General features: G+C 65.3%; 15 protein-coding genes. 4 read left to right on the top strand and 11 right to left on the bottom strand.

Annotation, left to right across the window (positions count from 1 at the left end; genetic code table 11):
- Positions 1 to 159: 159 nt before the first annotated feature.
- Positions 160 to 639: a GNAT family N-acetyltransferase gene (locus tag CAG41_RS06115; RefSeq protein ID WP_041475599.1), complete on the bottom strand. Its 480-nt coding sequence runs from the start codon at positions 637 to 639 to the stop codon at positions 160 to 162.
- Between the two features lie 168 nt (positions 640 to 807).
- On the opposite strand from CAG41_RS06115, the gene CAG41_RS06110 reads away from it, so the two are divergent.
- From CAG41_RS06110 to CAG41_RS06095, 4 genes are all read left to right on the top strand, one after another.
- On the top strand, positions 808 to 1,461 hold the full coding sequence (locus tag CAG41_RS06110; protein WP_085706787.1) for an HD domain-containing protein: 654 nt from the start codon (positions 808 to 810) through the stop codon (positions 1,459 to 1,461).
- 110 nt (positions 1,462 to 1,571) lie between these two features.
- On the top strand, positions 1,572 to 2,768 hold the full coding sequence (locus tag CAG41_RS06105; RefSeq protein WP_085706786.1) for an MFS transporter: 1,197 nt from the start codon (positions 1,572 to 1,574) through the stop codon (positions 2,766 to 2,768).
- Between the two features lie 82 nt (positions 2,769 to 2,850).
- Entirely contained in the window at positions 2,851 to 3,183 is a 333-nt protein-coding gene (locus CAG41_RS06100) for a hypothetical protein (RefSeq protein WP_085578101.1), read from the top strand.
- 12 nt (positions 3,184 to 3,195) lie between these two features.
- Complete coding sequence (locus CAG41_RS06095; RefSeq protein WP_085656046.1) at positions 3,196 to 3,576, top strand: Rho termination factor N-terminal domain-containing protein; 381 nt, start codon at positions 3,196 to 3,198, stop codon at positions 3,574 to 3,576.
- 208 nt (positions 3,577 to 3,784) lie between these two features.
- Here the strand turns inward: CAG41_RS06095 and araH are convergent, their stop codons facing one another.
- The 10 genes from araH to CAG41_RS06045 form a co-directional block, all read right to left on the bottom strand.
- Positions 3,785 to 4,753 (bottom strand): L-arabinose ABC transporter permease AraH, encoded by a 969-nt coding sequence (gene araH / locus CAG41_RS06090; protein ID WP_085578286.1) that lies wholly within the window; start codon positions 4,751 to 4,753, stop codon positions 3,785 to 3,787.
- 12 nt (positions 4,754 to 4,765) lie between these two features.
- Positions 4,766 to 6,316: an L-arabinose ABC transporter ATP-binding protein AraG gene (araG, locus tag CAG41_RS06085; protein WP_085629701.1), complete on the bottom strand. Its 1,551-nt coding sequence runs from the start codon at positions 6,314 to 6,316 to the stop codon at positions 4,766 to 4,768.
- Between the two features lie 32 nt (positions 6,317 to 6,348).
- Entirely contained in the window at positions 6,349 to 7,353 is a 1,005-nt protein-coding gene (locus tag CAG41_RS06080) for a substrate-binding domain-containing protein (protein WP_085578104.1), read from the bottom strand.
- Between the two features lie 171 nt (positions 7,354 to 7,524).
- Complete coding sequence (locus tag CAG41_RS06075; RefSeq protein ID WP_085636735.1) at positions 7,525 to 8,343, bottom strand: SDR family oxidoreductase; 819 nt, start codon at positions 8,341 to 8,343, stop codon at positions 7,525 to 7,527.
- Positions 8,344 to 8,613: 270 nt separating this feature from the next.
- On the bottom strand, positions 8,614 to 9,501 hold the full coding sequence (locus tag CAG41_RS06070) for an SMP-30/gluconolactonase/LRE family protein (RefSeq protein ID WP_085578106.1): 888 nt from the start codon (positions 9,499 to 9,501) through the stop codon (positions 8,614 to 8,616).
- 115 nt (positions 9,502 to 9,616) lie between these two features.
- Complete coding sequence (locus tag CAG41_RS06065) at positions 9,617 to 10,333, bottom strand: FadR/GntR family transcriptional regulator (protein WP_085578107.1); 717 nt, start codon at positions 10,331 to 10,333, stop codon at positions 9,617 to 9,619.
- Between the two features lie 134 nt (positions 10,334 to 10,467).
- Positions 10,468 to 11,028, bottom strand: coding sequence for a DUF1285 domain-containing protein (locus CAG41_RS06060; protein WP_085706785.1), 561 nt, complete (start codon positions 11,026 to 11,028; stop codon positions 10,468 to 10,470).
- A gap of 15 nt (positions 11,029 to 11,043) precedes the next feature.
- On the bottom strand, positions 11,044 to 11,649 hold the full coding sequence (locus CAG41_RS06055; RefSeq protein WP_085578109.1) for a DUF4823 domain-containing protein: 606 nt from the start codon (positions 11,647 to 11,649) through the stop codon (positions 11,044 to 11,046).
- A gap of 108 nt (positions 11,650 to 11,757) precedes the next feature.
- The gene (locus CAG41_RS06050; protein ID WP_085578110.1) at positions 11,758 to 12,726 is read right to left on the bottom strand and encodes a GTP 3',8-cyclase MoaA; all 969 of its coding nucleotides are present in this window, start codon (positions 12,724 to 12,726) and stop codon (positions 11,758 to 11,760) included.
- A gap of 138 nt (positions 12,727 to 12,864) precedes the next feature.
- Positions 12,865 to 13,503: a TetR/AcrR family transcriptional regulator gene (locus CAG41_RS06045; RefSeq protein WP_085578111.1), complete on the bottom strand. Its 639-nt coding sequence runs from the start codon at positions 13,501 to 13,503 to the stop codon at positions 12,865 to 12,867.
- Between the last annotated feature and the right edge of the window lie 96 nt (positions 13,504 to 13,599).

The following is a 13,599-nucleotide window of genomic DNA, read 5'->3' as shown; positions in this document are numbered from 1 at the left end:
TCGCCGGTCACTCATTGACGCAGCGAAGGCTCCACGGGCGTGGAGAAAGAGTGCCGAAGGCATTGCAGGTGTCGTCCGTGAGCGCGCAAAAAAAGGCGCACAGGATGCCGGACGGGAAGCGTGCGGACAATCAGGCGAACCCTGAACCGCCCACTTTTTTCAGCCCTCGGCAAACTCCCGCAACACCTTGCCGTCCATGCGGTAGCGCACCCACTCTTCCTGCGGCTGGGCGCCGAGGGATTTGTAGAATTCGATGGCCGGGGTGTTCCAGTCCAGCACGCTCCACTCGAAGCGGCCGCAGTCGTTGGCGCAGGCGATCTTGGCGAGGTGGCGCAGCAGGGTCTTGCCGGCGCCGCCGCCGCGCTGCTCCGGGGTGATGTAGAGGTCTTCGAGGTACAGGCAGTTGCTGCCGAGCCAGGTCGAATAGCTGAAGAAGAACACCGCGAACCCGATGGGCAGGCCGTCGCGCAGGCAGATCAGGCCGTGGGCGGTGGCGCCTTCGCTGAACAGGCTGCGCTCGATGTCGGCGACGCTGGCGATGACTTCGTGGCGGGCCTTTTCGAAATCGGCGAGTTCCGTGATGAACGCGAGGATTTGCGGTGCATCGCTGGGGGTCGCCGGGCGGATCTCGATCGTCATGGACGGGCCTTGTCGGAAATGGAAAAGCGCCATACTACGGCGGCGCGCAGCGCTCGTCACATGGCGATGCACGCACTACCCTATCCGGCCAGCCAGGCGCCGCCTGGACTGACGCCATCGCCAGCAGGCTGGCTCCCACAGGATCTTCGCATGCCGGACACAACGCCCATGAACAACCTCGCCTTTTCCCCATTGGCCCCGCTCGCCGCCCAACTGCTGCCCCACGCCCTGGAACCCTCGGAAGACGGCGCCCACGACCTGTCGCACCTGCAGCGGGTATGGCACAACGTGCGGGCCCTGCAGGCAGAGGAAGGCGGGGATCTGCCGGTGCTGCTGGCGGCGGTGCTGCTGCACGACTGCGTGGCGGTAGAGAAGAATTCGCCGCTGCGTTCGCAGGCATCGCGCCTGGCGGCGGCGAAGGCCGCAACGGTCTTGACGACGCTGGAGTGGCCCCAAGCCGAGATCGACGCCGTGCGTCACGCCATCGAGGCCCACAGCTTTTCCGCCGGCATCGAGCCGCTGACGCTGGAGGCCAGGATCCTGCAGGACGCCGACCGGCTCGATTCGCTGGGCATGCTCGGCGTCGCCCGCACGTTCTACACCGCCGGGCGCATGGGCAGCGCGCTGTACGATCCGCTCGACCCCGAAGCCAAAGACCGGGAGTACGACGACCGCCGCTTCTGCCTCGACCACTTCCAGACCAAGCTGCTGCACCTGGCCGCCGGTTTCCGCACCGTGGCCGGCCAGCGCCACGCGCAACTGCGCCATCAGCGCCTGAAGCAATTCATGGAGCAGTTCAAGGAAGAGATCGGCATCGCCTGACGGTTACTCCGCCCGGCGCCGATCCTGACTCCACCAACCTTTGACCTAACCCGCCCGCCCGGCATGGTAGATAGGGGACGCTCATTTCTGTCGGCTGAAGGAAACGCGTCATGCCTCACGCAACACCCAAGGTTCCGGACAGGCTGTTCGGCCTGTTTTGCCTGGCCAGCTATCTGCTGTCGCTGTCCTACGGCGCGACGTTTCTGCTGTCGCTGCTGATCGGCTCCCGCGGCGGCAACGAACACGACGCCGGAAGCGTGATCAGTGCGGCGATGCTCAGCACCTTTGCGGCGGTTCTGGTGTCCGGGCACCTGTCCGACTGGCTGGGCGCGGCGCGCTCCATTGCGCTGTTCGGCCTGCTGCTGGCGGCGGCGAGCCTGGGGTTTGCGCTGACGCCGGGGTTCGGTTCGCTGCTGCTGTTTTTCGGCCTGCTGCTGGGGCTGGGCTGGGGGGTGTTCTACACGCTGGGGCCGATCATCGTCGCCAGCCTGGTGAGCCCGACGCAACGGGCGAAGTATTTCGCCCTGCTGTCCGGCAGCATGATGACCGGGATCGGCAGCGGCCCGCTGCTCGGCCGTGCGGCCACCGCGCTGGATTGGCCGGTGACGTCGGCGTTCGTCCTCGCGGCGGCGGCGAGCCTGATCGGCGCAGGGCTGTTCTGGCGCCTCGGCGCACGGCTCAACGGCAGCCAGGCGACATCGGCCGCGCGCATTTCCTGGCGCGCGACGGCACAGGTGCTGGGTTCCCGGGCGGTGCTGCCGATCATCATGGTCGGGCTGGGCGGCGCGGTGTTCGGCGGCCTGTCGAGCTTCCAGACCAGCTACGCCGCCGGCCGCTCGCTGGATTACTCGCTGTTCTTCATCGGCTTCATGAGCGCGGCCATCAGCAGCCGCTTGCTGATCGCGGGGTGGGTGGTCAAGCGCGATCCGCTGCGGGCGTCGTGCCTGTTGTCGGGGCTGATGCTGGGCTCGATCGTGCTGTTCGCCTTCGGTGTGCACAGCGGCGCCGCTTACCTGCTGGCGGCGCTGATGCTGGGCGTCGGCTACGGCCTCACCTATTCGGTGATCAACGGCCTGGCGGCCAACGAAGCGCCGCCGGGCACCATGCCGCAGGCGTTGCTGCTGTTCAGCCTGGCGTACTTCATCGGCGTGTTCGGCTTTCCGCTGCTGGCGGGCAAGATTATCGTCGAGCGGGGCATGCCGGCCCTGCTGCTGACGGTTCTGGCGGTGGCGGCGCTGAACTGGCTGATCACCGTCGCCCGCCTGCTGTGGCGACGGTCACGGGCGCGCTGGGCACAAACGGCCTAGACCGTTCGTCATCGGCCGGGCACCTCGGCGCGGCAGCAGCAGACCAACGACAGGTAAGGACATCCATCACTGGAGACTCGCCATGATTGCGTCAAGGCTGACTGCCCTATTGCTCACCGCCGCGCTCTGCCCGGCGGCCTTCGCCGCCACGGTCACCGCCGCCGGCACCGGCCCCACCGATCCGGTCGAGCGGCCCAAGGCGCCCGCCATCCAAAGTGCCCCCGGCATGAACACCGATGGTTCGGGCGTGGAAAACGCCCTGCCGCCGGCCACCGGCATCGACCCCCGCACCCAGGGCAACGATCCGGGGCGCCAGGGTGGCACACCCGGCAATCCCGTCCCGCCTGCCGACCCCGCCCCTGGCAGCGGCAAGACGCCCGACGCCCTGCCGGGCTCCGGCAGCGGCAACCCGTAGGAGGAACACCCCATGCCCCGTGGAAGCAAAGCCAAATACACCGCCGAGCAAAAGCGCAAGGCGCAGCACATCGAAGAGAGCTACGAACACAAAGGCGTGCCGAAGGACGAAGCCGAAGCCCGCGCCTGGGCGACGGTGAACAAGCAGTCCGGCGGCGGCGAGAAGGCCGGCGGCTCGGGCCGCAAGAAACCGGCGCAGGCCAAGGCCAGGGACCGTGAGGAATCAGCGCGGCGGGCGGCCGCCAGCCGTGAAGGCCACCCGCGCGACAGCCGGGCTTCGCGCAACACCCAAACGGTCGAGAGCCTGAGGAAAGAAGCGCGGGCAAAGGCCATTCCGGGCCGCTCCACGATGCGCAAGCAGGAACTGATCGAGGCCTTGCGCAAGGCGGGATGAGTTTCTTCTGCGGACCTTGAGGTGCCTGGGCCTACGCCATCGCCAGCAGGCTGGCTCCCACCCTTTGCGACTGCGCGGTGCCTGGGCTGATGCCATCGCGGGCAAGCCCGCTCCCACAGGGTTCTCGGCTGAATGCAGGGTTTGCGTTCACCGCAAAACGAGGTGGGAGCCAGCCTGCTGGCGATGGCGTCGGTTCAGGCGCTGCCGGTCAGCGCTGCTTGAGCCGGTCGATGACCACCGCCAGCAGCAGGATCGAGCCGCGGATCACGTACTGGTAGAACGTGTCGATGTTCTTCAGGTTCATCGCGTTCTCGATGATCGCCAGGATCAGCACCCCGGCGATCACGTGTCGGATCATGCCGATCCCGCCGCTCAGCGAGACCCCGCCCAGCACGCAGGCGGAAATCACCGTCAGCTCGAAACCCTGGCCGATCATCGGCTGGCCGGAGGTCATGCGCGAGGCGAGGATGACCCCGGCCAGCGCGCCGATCACCCCGTGCACGGCGAAGATGATGATCTTGGTGCGGTCGACGTTCACCCCCGCCAGCAGCGCCGCTTCCTGGTTGCCGCCGATGGCCATGGTGTTGCGTCCGTAGGTGGTGCAGTTGAGCAGCCAGCCGAAGAACAGGAAGCACAGCACGGTGATCACGATGGGCACCGGCACGCCGAACATCTGCCCGTTGCCGAACACGAAGAACGATTCCCGGGACACGCCCACCGCTTTGCCGTTGGCGAAGATGTAGGCCAGGCCCCGGACGATCTGCATGGTCGCCAGCGTGGTGATCAGCGCATTGACCCGCAGCTTGGCGATCACGATCCCGTTGATCAGCCCGACGATCAGCCCCATCGCCAGCGCCGCGCCGACGCCGAGCAGCACGCTGTCGGTGTCGCGCATCACCACCGCCGCCACCACGCCGGCACAGGCGATCACCGAGCCCACCGACAGGTCGAAGTGCCCCGACGCCAGGCAATACAGCATGGTGCAGGCGGCGATCCCGGTGGTGGAGATCGCCAGCCCCAGCCCGCGCATGTTCAGCGGCGACAGGAAGTTGTCGATCAGCAGCGTGCAGGCGACGAAAATGCCGACGGCCGCCAGCAGCATCACCCAGTCGTCGAGAAAGCGCCGCAGGTCCATAGGCTTGCGCGGCGTCGGCAAGGTTTCGTTTTGAGTCGTCATCATGTTCACCTCTCAGTTCGCCGCGCCGGCGCGTTGGCGCGGCAGAGCCAGTTGCAGCAGGTTGGATTCGTTGGCCTGGTCGCGGCTGACCTCGCCGCGCACGGCGCCTTCGCACAGCACCAGGATGCGGTCGGAAATGCCCATCACTTCCATCAGGTCGCTGGACACCACAATCACCGAAATGCCGCCGGCGGCCAGGTCGTGGATGATTTGGTAGATCTCGGCCTTGGCGCCGATGTCAATGCCGCGGGTGGGCTCGTCGAGCAGCAGCACCTTCATCGGCATCGACAGCCAGCGGCCGAGGATCGCCTTCTGCTGGTTGCCGCCGGAGAGGAACTTGATCGGCTGCCCGGCGTGGGGCGTCTTTACCTTCAGCGCCTTGATCTGCTGGTCGGCGTTGCCCCGCTCCCAGACCCCGCGCAGCAGGCAGCCGAGGCCGGAGTGGGCGCCGCGGGCGCTGATGTTGATGTTCTCGGCGACGCTGGCCAGCGGGATGATGCCTTCCTTCTTGCGGTCCTCCGGGCACAGCAGGATCCCGGCGGCGATGGCGTCGCGGGGCGAGCGCAGCTTCAGTTCATGGCCGCGCAGCAGCAGGCGTCCGGCACTGTTGCGCGACAGGCCGCTGAGCAGGCGCAGCAGCTCCGTGCGCCCCGCGCCGACCAGCCCGAACAGGCCGAGGACTTCGCCCTTGTGCGCCTCGAAGCTGACCGGTTCGCGCAGGCCCGGCCCGAGCAGGCCGTCGACCTTGAGCGCCACCGCACCCCGGGGCCGGCTACGGTAGTCGTAGATGTCCTGGATGTCGCGCCCGACCATGCAGGTCACCAGGCGGTCATGGGTCAGTTGGCTCATGTCCTCGAACGTGCACACGTAGCGGCCGTCCTTGAACACCGTCACTGCGTCGCAGAGGCGGAACACCTCCTCCATGCGGTGGGAGACGTACAGCACCACTTTGCCTTCGTCGCGCAGGCGGCCGATGATCGCCATCAGACGCTCGATTTCCCGGGCCGAGAGGCTGCTGGTCGGTTCGTCGAAGGCAATCACGTGGGCGCCCCGGGACAGCGCCTTGGCGATCTCCACCAATTGCCGCTGGCCCAGGGACAGGCGTCCGACCTTGGTCTGCGGGTCGATCTCATCGGCCAGGCCCTTGAGGCAGGCCAAGGCCTGACGGCGCAACGCGCCGCGGTCCACCAGGCCGAAGCGCGCCGGCAGGTGACCGAGAAACAGGTTCTCGGCCACGGTCATCTCCGGCACCAGATGCAGCTCCTGGTGGATCACCGCCACGCCGCTGGCGATGCTGTCGGCGGTGGAGCGGAACGCCATCGTCCGCTCGCCGATCTGCAGTTCGCCGCTGCTGGGCAGGTAGGCGCCGCCGAGGATCTTCAGCAACGTCGATTTGCCGGCACCGTTCTCGCCCATCAGGGCGTGCACCTGCCCCGGCCGGGCGACGAAGCTGATGCCGTCCAGCGCCTTCACGCCGGGAAAGGTCTTGCCGATCCCGTTGAAGCGCAGGCTGCCGCCGGTAGAAGGCGGTTCGTGTTCGTGTGTCTGTTCTTGCGCGTGCATAAAGCCACCTCTTCACACCGTCCGGACAGTCTTCAGTTCCACAGGCCGATCTTTTCCAGCTCTTGCTTGAAGTTGTCGCGGGTGATCAGGGTGACGTCGTCCATCGCGGTGTACTTGGGCGGCTCTTTGCCGGTGGTGACCCACTCGTACATCATGCTCGCGGTGTTGTAGCCCTCGATGTGCGGGCTGGGCAGCATGGAACCGTGGAAGCCGCTGGCGGGCTTTTTCAGCTCACCGATGGCGTCGGTGCCGTTGATGCCGATGCCGATCACATTGCCGGCCGCGAACCCGGCCGCTTCGGTGGCGCGCACGCCGCCCAGCACGGTGTTGTCGTTCATGCCGCCGATGATCAGGTTCTTCGCCGCGCCCGGCAGCTTCACCAGGGCCGAGTTGGTGGCGTCCATGCTGCCCGGCACGTCGAGGGTCTTGAGCGCCGAGAACAGAATGTTGGCCTTCGGCATGCCGGCATCCTCCAGCGCCTTGACCGAACCGTCGGTGCGCTTCTTGCCGGTGTCGAGCTCGTTGTAGGTGTTGATCACCGCGTAGGTGTCTTTCCAGTCCCAGTTGCGCTTCTTGGCTTCGGCGGCCATGGCGGCGCCCTGCTTCTGGCCCACCTCGAACGCGGCCATGCCCAGGTACGGCACGTCCTCCATGAACTTGCCGCTGGCGTCGACGAAGCGGTCGTCCACGGCGATCACCTTCAGGTCGTTGAGCTTGGCCTTGGCCATGATCGCCGGGCCCAGGGACACATCCGGCGGGCAGATCACAAAGCCTTGGGCGCCGTTGGCGGCCAGGCTGTCGATGGCCGAGAGGGTTTTCTCGCCGTCCGGCACAGCGATCTTGATGAGCTCGAAGCCTTTGTCCTTGGCGGCCTTTTCGGCGAAGGCCCATTCGGTCTGGAACCAGGGCTCTTCCGCCTGCTTGACCAGAAAGCCGATCTTCACCGGGTCGGCGGCCAGCAGCGAGCCGCTGAGGCTGAACGCAGCGGTCGCCAGCGCGGCACTGCACAAATTGCGGATTCCGTAACGACGTTTCATGAGCAGACTCCTTGTTGTTTTTCTTGAGCGTTGTTCGAAAGCGTTAAGTCTTGGCGGCGAGGGCGCTTGCGCCTGCCAAGCGGCGAAGCCGCCCTCCCTCCGTACCGACAATAGTCATATCGTATGATGATTGAATTTCAGACGGACTGATCCGCCCCAAACGCCATTGCGTCAGTCGTGGTACAGCACCGAACGGCCGCCATCGATGGTGATGCACGAGGCGTTGATGAACGGCGCTTCGTCGCTGGCCAGGAACACCGCCGTCATCGCCACCTCGATGGGCTGGCCGATGCGGCGCGGCGGGTGCAGGTCGAAGGCGCGCTGGCGTTCGGCATGGGGGTCGTCGAAGCCGTTCCAGTAGTCGACGTTGAGCTGGGTTTCGATGTAGCCCGGCGCGATGGCGTTGACCCGGATGCCCTTGGGCGCGTACTCGATGCCCAGGGCGCGGGTCAGTCCAAGCAGGCCGTGCTTGGCCACGGGGTACGGAAAGCAGCCGGGAATGATGTTCGTCGAATGGGTCGAGGCGATGTTGATGATGCTGCCGACGCCCTGCTCGATCATCTGCGGCAGCACAGCCTTGCAGCCGTACCAGGCGCCGTCCAGGTCGATGGCGAAGCAGCGTTTCCAGTCCTCTTCGGTCATCTGCAGCGGGTCGCGGAACACGTTGACGCCGGCGCAGTTGACCAATACGTCGATGCGCCCGTGCAGGCCCACGGCCAGTTCGGCCATGGCGTGCAGGTCCTGCTGGGAGGACACGTCAGCCCTGACCGCCTGAACGTCGGCGCCCTGCCCGCGCCAATGGGCGGCGACCTTCTCGACTTTCTCGGCCTGGATATCGCTGATCACCAGCCGGGCCTGCTGCGAAGCGAACGCGGCGACGATCGCCTCGCCGATGCCCTGGGCGGCACCGGTGAGCAGCACGACCTTGTTCTTCAGGCGCTCGCCTTTCGGCGGTTCAGGCACCGGCGGCAGGGAAAGGGGTTCAGCCATGGATCAGGACTCCTGTTTCAAAGCGCAAAAAAAACCGGACATCTGACGATGTCCGGTACGGAAGGCTTCTGGAACAAACAGGCGCATGGACGCGACGGCACCGAAACGGCCCGAAGCGCCGGCTCCACTGGGGAGTGCGAGGGAGATTGGCTGCATCACTTCACCTGTTTTGTTCTTTTTGAGTGTGAGTGCGTGTCACTGCTGGGGCCGACTATAAACCCGACCGCCAAATAATCTCAATATATAATTTTGCATCCCATATTGTGGGAATCACCCAGCAAAGCGGGTGCAAGCCACGCCGGCGATATCCACCCCCATCGACAGCACCGCGCCGTCCAGCGGGTGGTTGCGCGGGCTCTTGGCACTGGTGATGTACAGGGTTTTCATGTCTTCGCCGCCGAACACGCAACTGGTCGGCCGGCTGACCGGCAGTTCGATCCGGCGGTCCACTTGGCCGTCCGGGGTCAGGCGCAGCAGGCAACCGCCGTCCCAGCGGGCGTTCCACACGTAGCCGTCGACGTCCATCGCCGAGCCGTCCGGCCCGCCGTGCTTGCCCTGGTGCTGGCCGGGGCCGTACCAGATGTAGGCGGTGTCGAGGTTGCCGTCGGTATGGACGAAGTAGCGGTAAAGCGTGCCGTCGAGGCTGTCGCCGAACAGCAGCGTGGTGCCGCCGTCGCGCCACAGCAGCGTATTGGGGATCCCCAGGCCGCGCAGCAGAGGCGTGACGCGCCTGTCCGGATCGATGCGGAACAGCCCGCCGGAGCGCCGCACGATGGGCAAGTCCTCGCCCTGTTCGCCGATGTTGTTCTGCATGGTGCCCAGCCACAGCCGGCCCAAGGCATCGCAGCGGGCCTCGTTGGGCCGGTTGCCGGGCTGCGGGTCGGCGACGCAGAACAGCGTCAGCCTGGGCTCAAGGCCCGGCGAGTCGAGATCCAGGCGGTACACGCCGCTGCTCAGGGTCACCAGCGCATCGCCGCTGGCGCAGGGAATGAACGCCGACACGTGCTCCGGCATCTGCCAGATCTGCACGTTGTGGCCGATCAGCCGCAAGGCCTGGCGGCCGGCGATGTCCACCCAGTACAGCGCCTGGGTCGGCGCATCCCAGAACGGGCCTTCGCCCAGGTGCGCCCGGTGCTGGGTCACTGCGGTCCACGTCATGCAACCTCCTTCGATCGTCTGTGTTGGCTGGGGATGGCGGTGTGTCAGTCGCTTCTGTGTCGGCCGAGAATCCGCCGTCGCAAGCGGGCTCGCTTCCACAAGGGCTGCGCTGCGGTCAGCCCTGTTGTCTGTCGGCCATCACCTGCGGGTAATGACGCTTGATCGCCAGATCCGCGTCGTCGATCAACGTCATGCAGGCCCAGACGCCCCGCGCGGCGTCACGGGCGGCGATGGCGTCGGCCATGTCTTTGTGGATCGGCAACGTGCGGCGCAGCTCATTGGGGTCGGCGGCGGACACCTCGAAGGACACCGCCAGCAACGCGCCGAGGGCCGGCACCATCTGTTCGATGAACTGGTTGTGGCTCGCGGCGAGGATGCATTCGTGAAAGGCCTGGTCGGCGCGGTTGTAATCGAGGCCGCCGTCCACCGCCCGTTCCAGCGCGTTGTAGGCCAGTTGCACGGCGTGCAGCTGTTCGGCCGTGGCCCGCTCGCAGGCCCAGCGCACCGCCATCGGCTCGATGGTGCGGCGCAGGTCCAGAAGGTCGTCGACGAAATTCTCCGGCAGCCCGTTGCGCGACAGCCAGCCCACCACCTGCGGATCGAACAGGTTCCAGCGCCGCACCGGCAACACCCGGGTGCCGACTTTCGGCCCGACCTCAAGCATGCCTTTGGCGACTAGGGTCTTGATGGCTTCGCGGATGACGGTGCGGCTGACGCCGAGCTGCTCGCCCAGATCGGCCTCGACCTTGATGGCCTGCCCCGGCTGCACATGGCCGGCCGCGATCCATCCGCCGAGCCAATCGACCGTTGACGCATGAAAGCTGCTGGACATGGACACCTCAACGCCATTTGCGATGGGTGCCCACGCTAATCATCATACGATTGGGAGTCAAATCGGATTATTCGATCCCACGCAAAAAACCTGCAGGAGCCAGCCTACTGGCTCCTGCAGATGATGCATGAACATCAGGGTTCCAGGCCGATGGGGAAGAACTCGCCCCCGCTCCACACGCCGAGCCAGCGCTGGCCGTCGATTTCGCGGCTGACCGCCAGCTCCACCAGTTGGTAGAACACGTTGCGGTGAATCAGCGCTTCCAGGTTGCTGCGCACATGCACATACGGCGCGGGCTCTTGCGTGAGCGGATCGGTCTGCACACGGATCGGGTGCTCCGCGCCGGCCTCGGCGGTCTCGTCGACGTTGGTGGTGAAACGCAGGACCTGCGCCTCGCCCTCGCCTTGCGCCTCGACGGCAATCGCCACGAACGGCGCATCGTCGACCTTGATCCCGACCTTCTCGACCGGGGTGATCAGGAAATAGTCATCGCCGTCGCGGCGGATGATGGTGGAGAACAGTTTGACCATCGGCTTGCGCCCGATCGGCGTGCCCAGGTAGAACCAGGTGCCGTCCCGGGCGATGCGCATGTCGATATCGCCGCAGAAATCCGGATTCCACAAGTCCACCGGGGGCAAGCCTTGGGTCTTGGGGATTTGCCCCAGCAAGTCATTGGCCTTTTGCGGTCCGCTCATGGCGCATTCCTCTGGTTATTGGTCGGCCACGCCCAGCAGGCTGCGCGCATATTGGGCAAGCGGCGGGCCGATCAGGTCTTCCGGCTTGTTGTCGTGGAACGTCAGCAACCCGCCACGGCTCTTGATCCGTGCAGTATCGATCAGATACTGGGTGCTGGTCTCGATCAACATGATCTGAATCACGCCGCTGTCGATGCCCAGGCGATCGACCGCCTCCTCGTCGAGCCATTCATCGGAGTTGCCGATGCGGTTGTCGGCCTTGGCGAAACGGGTGTACAGCAGGTAGTGGGCGCCGGCCTCACGGGCCTCGCCCATCGCCTGATCCAGGCCTTCCGGCGCACGGGCGCGGCGCACCATCGGGAAATACTCGACGAAGCCCTTGAAGGCTTCCTCGGCGACCACGTTCGGGCGCGGGTAAGAACCGCCCGGCGGCGCGAACGCCCCTTGGGCGATGTAGATGAACGAGTCCGGCTGAATGCGCAGGTTGTTCACGCGCCGGCTGTCACTGTGATCCAGCAGGCCCGCGTCGCTCATCTGATAGCGGGTGCCCTCCGCCATATCGCTGACAGTCATACAGCCACCAAGTGCCAGAACGGCCAGCAGCAAAACCAGGCTACGCATCCTCATCCTCCAGAAGCCGGTGACGGAAAACCGGCGAATGGCCGTAGGATGCAGCTTTTGCGCCAGCTCGGTCATCCGGTGCGTCTCACAGCTCGCAAAGAGGCCGGCTCAGCCACCGATGATCTTCATCACCGTCGCGCCGCCGGAGAACGCCACCTCCTGCTTGTCCCCCAGCGCCTTGACCAGCAACCGTTGCAACGCCGGCAACGCCTGATGGCGAGGCTTGTCGAGCAGGTCGCCGACATAGTGGCGGTTGCTCGACGACAGGCAGCCATGCAGCCAACCGGTGGAAGACAGGCGCAACCGCGAGCACGTCCGGCAGAACGGCACGCTTTCATTGGCGATCACGCCGAAATGACCGACGCCGGGAATCCCGTAGCGCACGGCGGTGGCATCGATGGGCGCATCGGCCTGGGCGAACTCGTAATGCTCGCCGATCAGGCTGAGCAACTGCTGCAGGCTGACGAACTGCTGCAGGAAGGCATTGGTGTCGTTGGCCAGGTGGCCCATGCGCATCAGCTCGATGAAGCGCAGCTCGTAACCCCGCGCCAGGCAGTAGTCGAGCAGCGGCATCACCTGATCGAGGTTCTGCCCGCGCAACGGCACCATGTTGACCTTGATCTTCAGGCCTGCCGCCGCAGCCTGCTCCATGCCGTCGAGCACCGTGGCCAGGTCGCCGCCACGGGCGATGCTGCGGAACGCGCCGGCGTCCAGGGTATCGAGGGAAACGTTGATCCGTCGCAGGCCGGCGTCGACCAGCAACGGCAGTTTTTTCGCCAGCAACTGACCGTTGGTGGTGAGGCTGATGTCCTCCAGCCCCATCTGGCCGACGGCGCCCATGAAGGATTCGAGCTTGGGGCTGACCAGCGGCTCGCCACCGGTGATGCGCAGACGCTCGATGCCCGCCGCCTCGATCAGATAGGCCACGCCGCGCGCCATGGCCTCGGCCGACAGCTCATCCTGCGCAGCCACCAGCCGCTTGCCGTTCGGCACGCAGTAGGTACAGGCGTAATTGCAGGCAGAGGTCAGGCTGATCCGCAGATTGCGAAAACGCCTGCCTTGACGGTCAACGATCATGATCACTCCGGCAACAGTAAATCGGGCGGCTAAAACTTGACTCACAAATCAAGTTTTAGCAACCCCTATGCCTGAGTATATTCCTGTGGTACTGCGCCATGCAGCGAAAACATGGCGCGATAAGGCAACTGAATGGCTTCAGTTGGTCGGCGCTTCAGGGTCACGCTTGCGCTTGTTGCCCATGCGCACGCCGATGTCCATCAGGAACTGGAAGAAACCTTCCTGGTCCTCCAGCACGTTGCTCCAGAACGGCGAGTGATACAGCGCCACGGCACCGTGCACCAGCGCCCAGGACGCGCAATAGTGGAAGTACGGCGGCACGTCCTCCAGCTTGCCTTCGCTGATGCGGCCTTTGATGAGCAGGGTCAGACGTTCGAAGTTCGAGGCGCGGATCTTGTGCAGCTCCTCGACCATTTCCGGCACCTGATTGCCCTTGACCACTTTTTCTTCCAGCCGGTCGAACAGGCGGTAACGCTGCGGATCGCGCATGCGGAATTCAAAGTAGGCACGGGACAGGGCTTCCTTGTCCTTGTCGACATCGGCCGAATGCAACAGCGCGTTCAGGTCCCGCTCGTAATCGAGCATCAGGCGCAGGTAGATCTCCGCCTTGGACTTGAAGTGCTTGTAGATCGTGCCTTTGCCGATCCCCACGGCATCAGCAATCATCTCGACGGTGACACTGTCTTCACCTTGTTCGAGGAACAGCTTGAGCGCGGTATCGAGAATTTCTTGCTCGCGGCGACGAAACTCACGGACCTTACGAGGTTCTTTGTGCATAAGAAAAGGTCTGTAGGGGTCAAAATACGAAGCCGCGTATTATGCCTAACTTGCGCAAAAATGCACGGATCATCCGACCATATCTGTGTTTCCCGT

The sequence above is a fragment of the Pseudomonas sp. B35(2017) genome, assembly GCF_002113645.1.
Classification (GTDB): domain Bacteria; phylum Pseudomonadota; class Gammaproteobacteria; order Pseudomonadales; family Pseudomonadaceae; genus Aquipseudomonas; species Aquipseudomonas ekonensis.
The sequence above is the reverse complement of the archived record's forward strand: the minus strand, read 5'-3'. Positions and strand labels throughout refer to the sequence as shown.

Bases quoted from the DNA above. Each gene is read 5' to 3' on its own strand.
- CAG41_RS06115 (WP_041475599.1), bottom strand. From the start codon at position 639: ATGACGATCGAGATCCGCCCGGCGACCCCCAGCGATGCACCGCAAATC.
- CAG41_RS06110 (WP_085706787.1), top strand. From the start codon at position 808: ATGAACAACCTCGCCTTTTCCCCATTGGCCCCGCTCGCCGCCCAACTG.
- CAG41_RS06105 (WP_085706786.1), top strand. From the start codon at position 1,572: ATGCCTCACGCAACACCCAAGGTTCCGGACAGGCTGTTCGGCCTGTTT.
- CAG41_RS06100 (WP_085578101.1), top strand. From the start codon at position 2,851: ATGATTGCGTCAAGGCTGACTGCCCTATTGCTCACCGCCGCGCTCTGC.
- CAG41_RS06095 (WP_085656046.1), top strand. From the start codon at position 3,196: ATGCCCCGTGGAAGCAAAGCCAAATACACCGCCGAGCAAAAGCGCAAG.
- araH (WP_085578286.1), bottom strand. From the start codon at position 4,753: ATGACGACTCAAAACGAAACCTTGCCGACGCCGCGCAAGCCTATGGAC.
- araG (WP_085629701.1), bottom strand. From the start codon at position 6,316: ATGCACGCGCAAGAACAGACACACGAACACGAACCGCCTTCTACCGGC.
- CAG41_RS06080 (WP_085578104.1), bottom strand. From the start codon at position 7,353: ATGAAACGTCGTTACGGAATCCGCAATTTGTGCAGTGCCGCGCTGGCG.
- CAG41_RS06075 (WP_085636735.1), bottom strand. From the start codon at position 8,343: ATGGCTGAACCCCTTTCCCTGCCGCCGGTGCCTGAACCGCCGAAAGGC.
- CAG41_RS06070 (WP_085578106.1), bottom strand. From the start codon at position 9,501: ATGACGTGGACCGCAGTGACCCAGCACCGGGCGCACCTGGGCGAAGGC.
- CAG41_RS06065 (WP_085578107.1), bottom strand. From the start codon at position 10,333: ATGTCCAGCAGCTTTCATGCGTCAACGGTCGATTGGCTCGGCGGATGG.
- CAG41_RS06060 (WP_085706785.1), bottom strand. From the start codon at position 11,028: ATGAGCGGACCGCAAAAGGCCAATGACTTGCTGGGGCAAATCCCCAAG.
- CAG41_RS06055 (WP_085578109.1), bottom strand. From the start codon at position 11,649: ATGCGTAGCCTGGTTTTGCTGCTGGCCGTTCTGGCACTTGGTGGCTGT.
- CAG41_RS06050 (WP_085578110.1), bottom strand. From the start codon at position 12,726: ATGATCGTTGACCGTCAAGGCAGGCGTTTTCGCAATCTGCGGATCAGC.
- CAG41_RS06045 (WP_085578111.1), bottom strand. From the start codon at position 13,503: ATGCACAAAGAACCTCGTAAGGTCCGTGAGTTTCGTCGCCGCGAGCAA.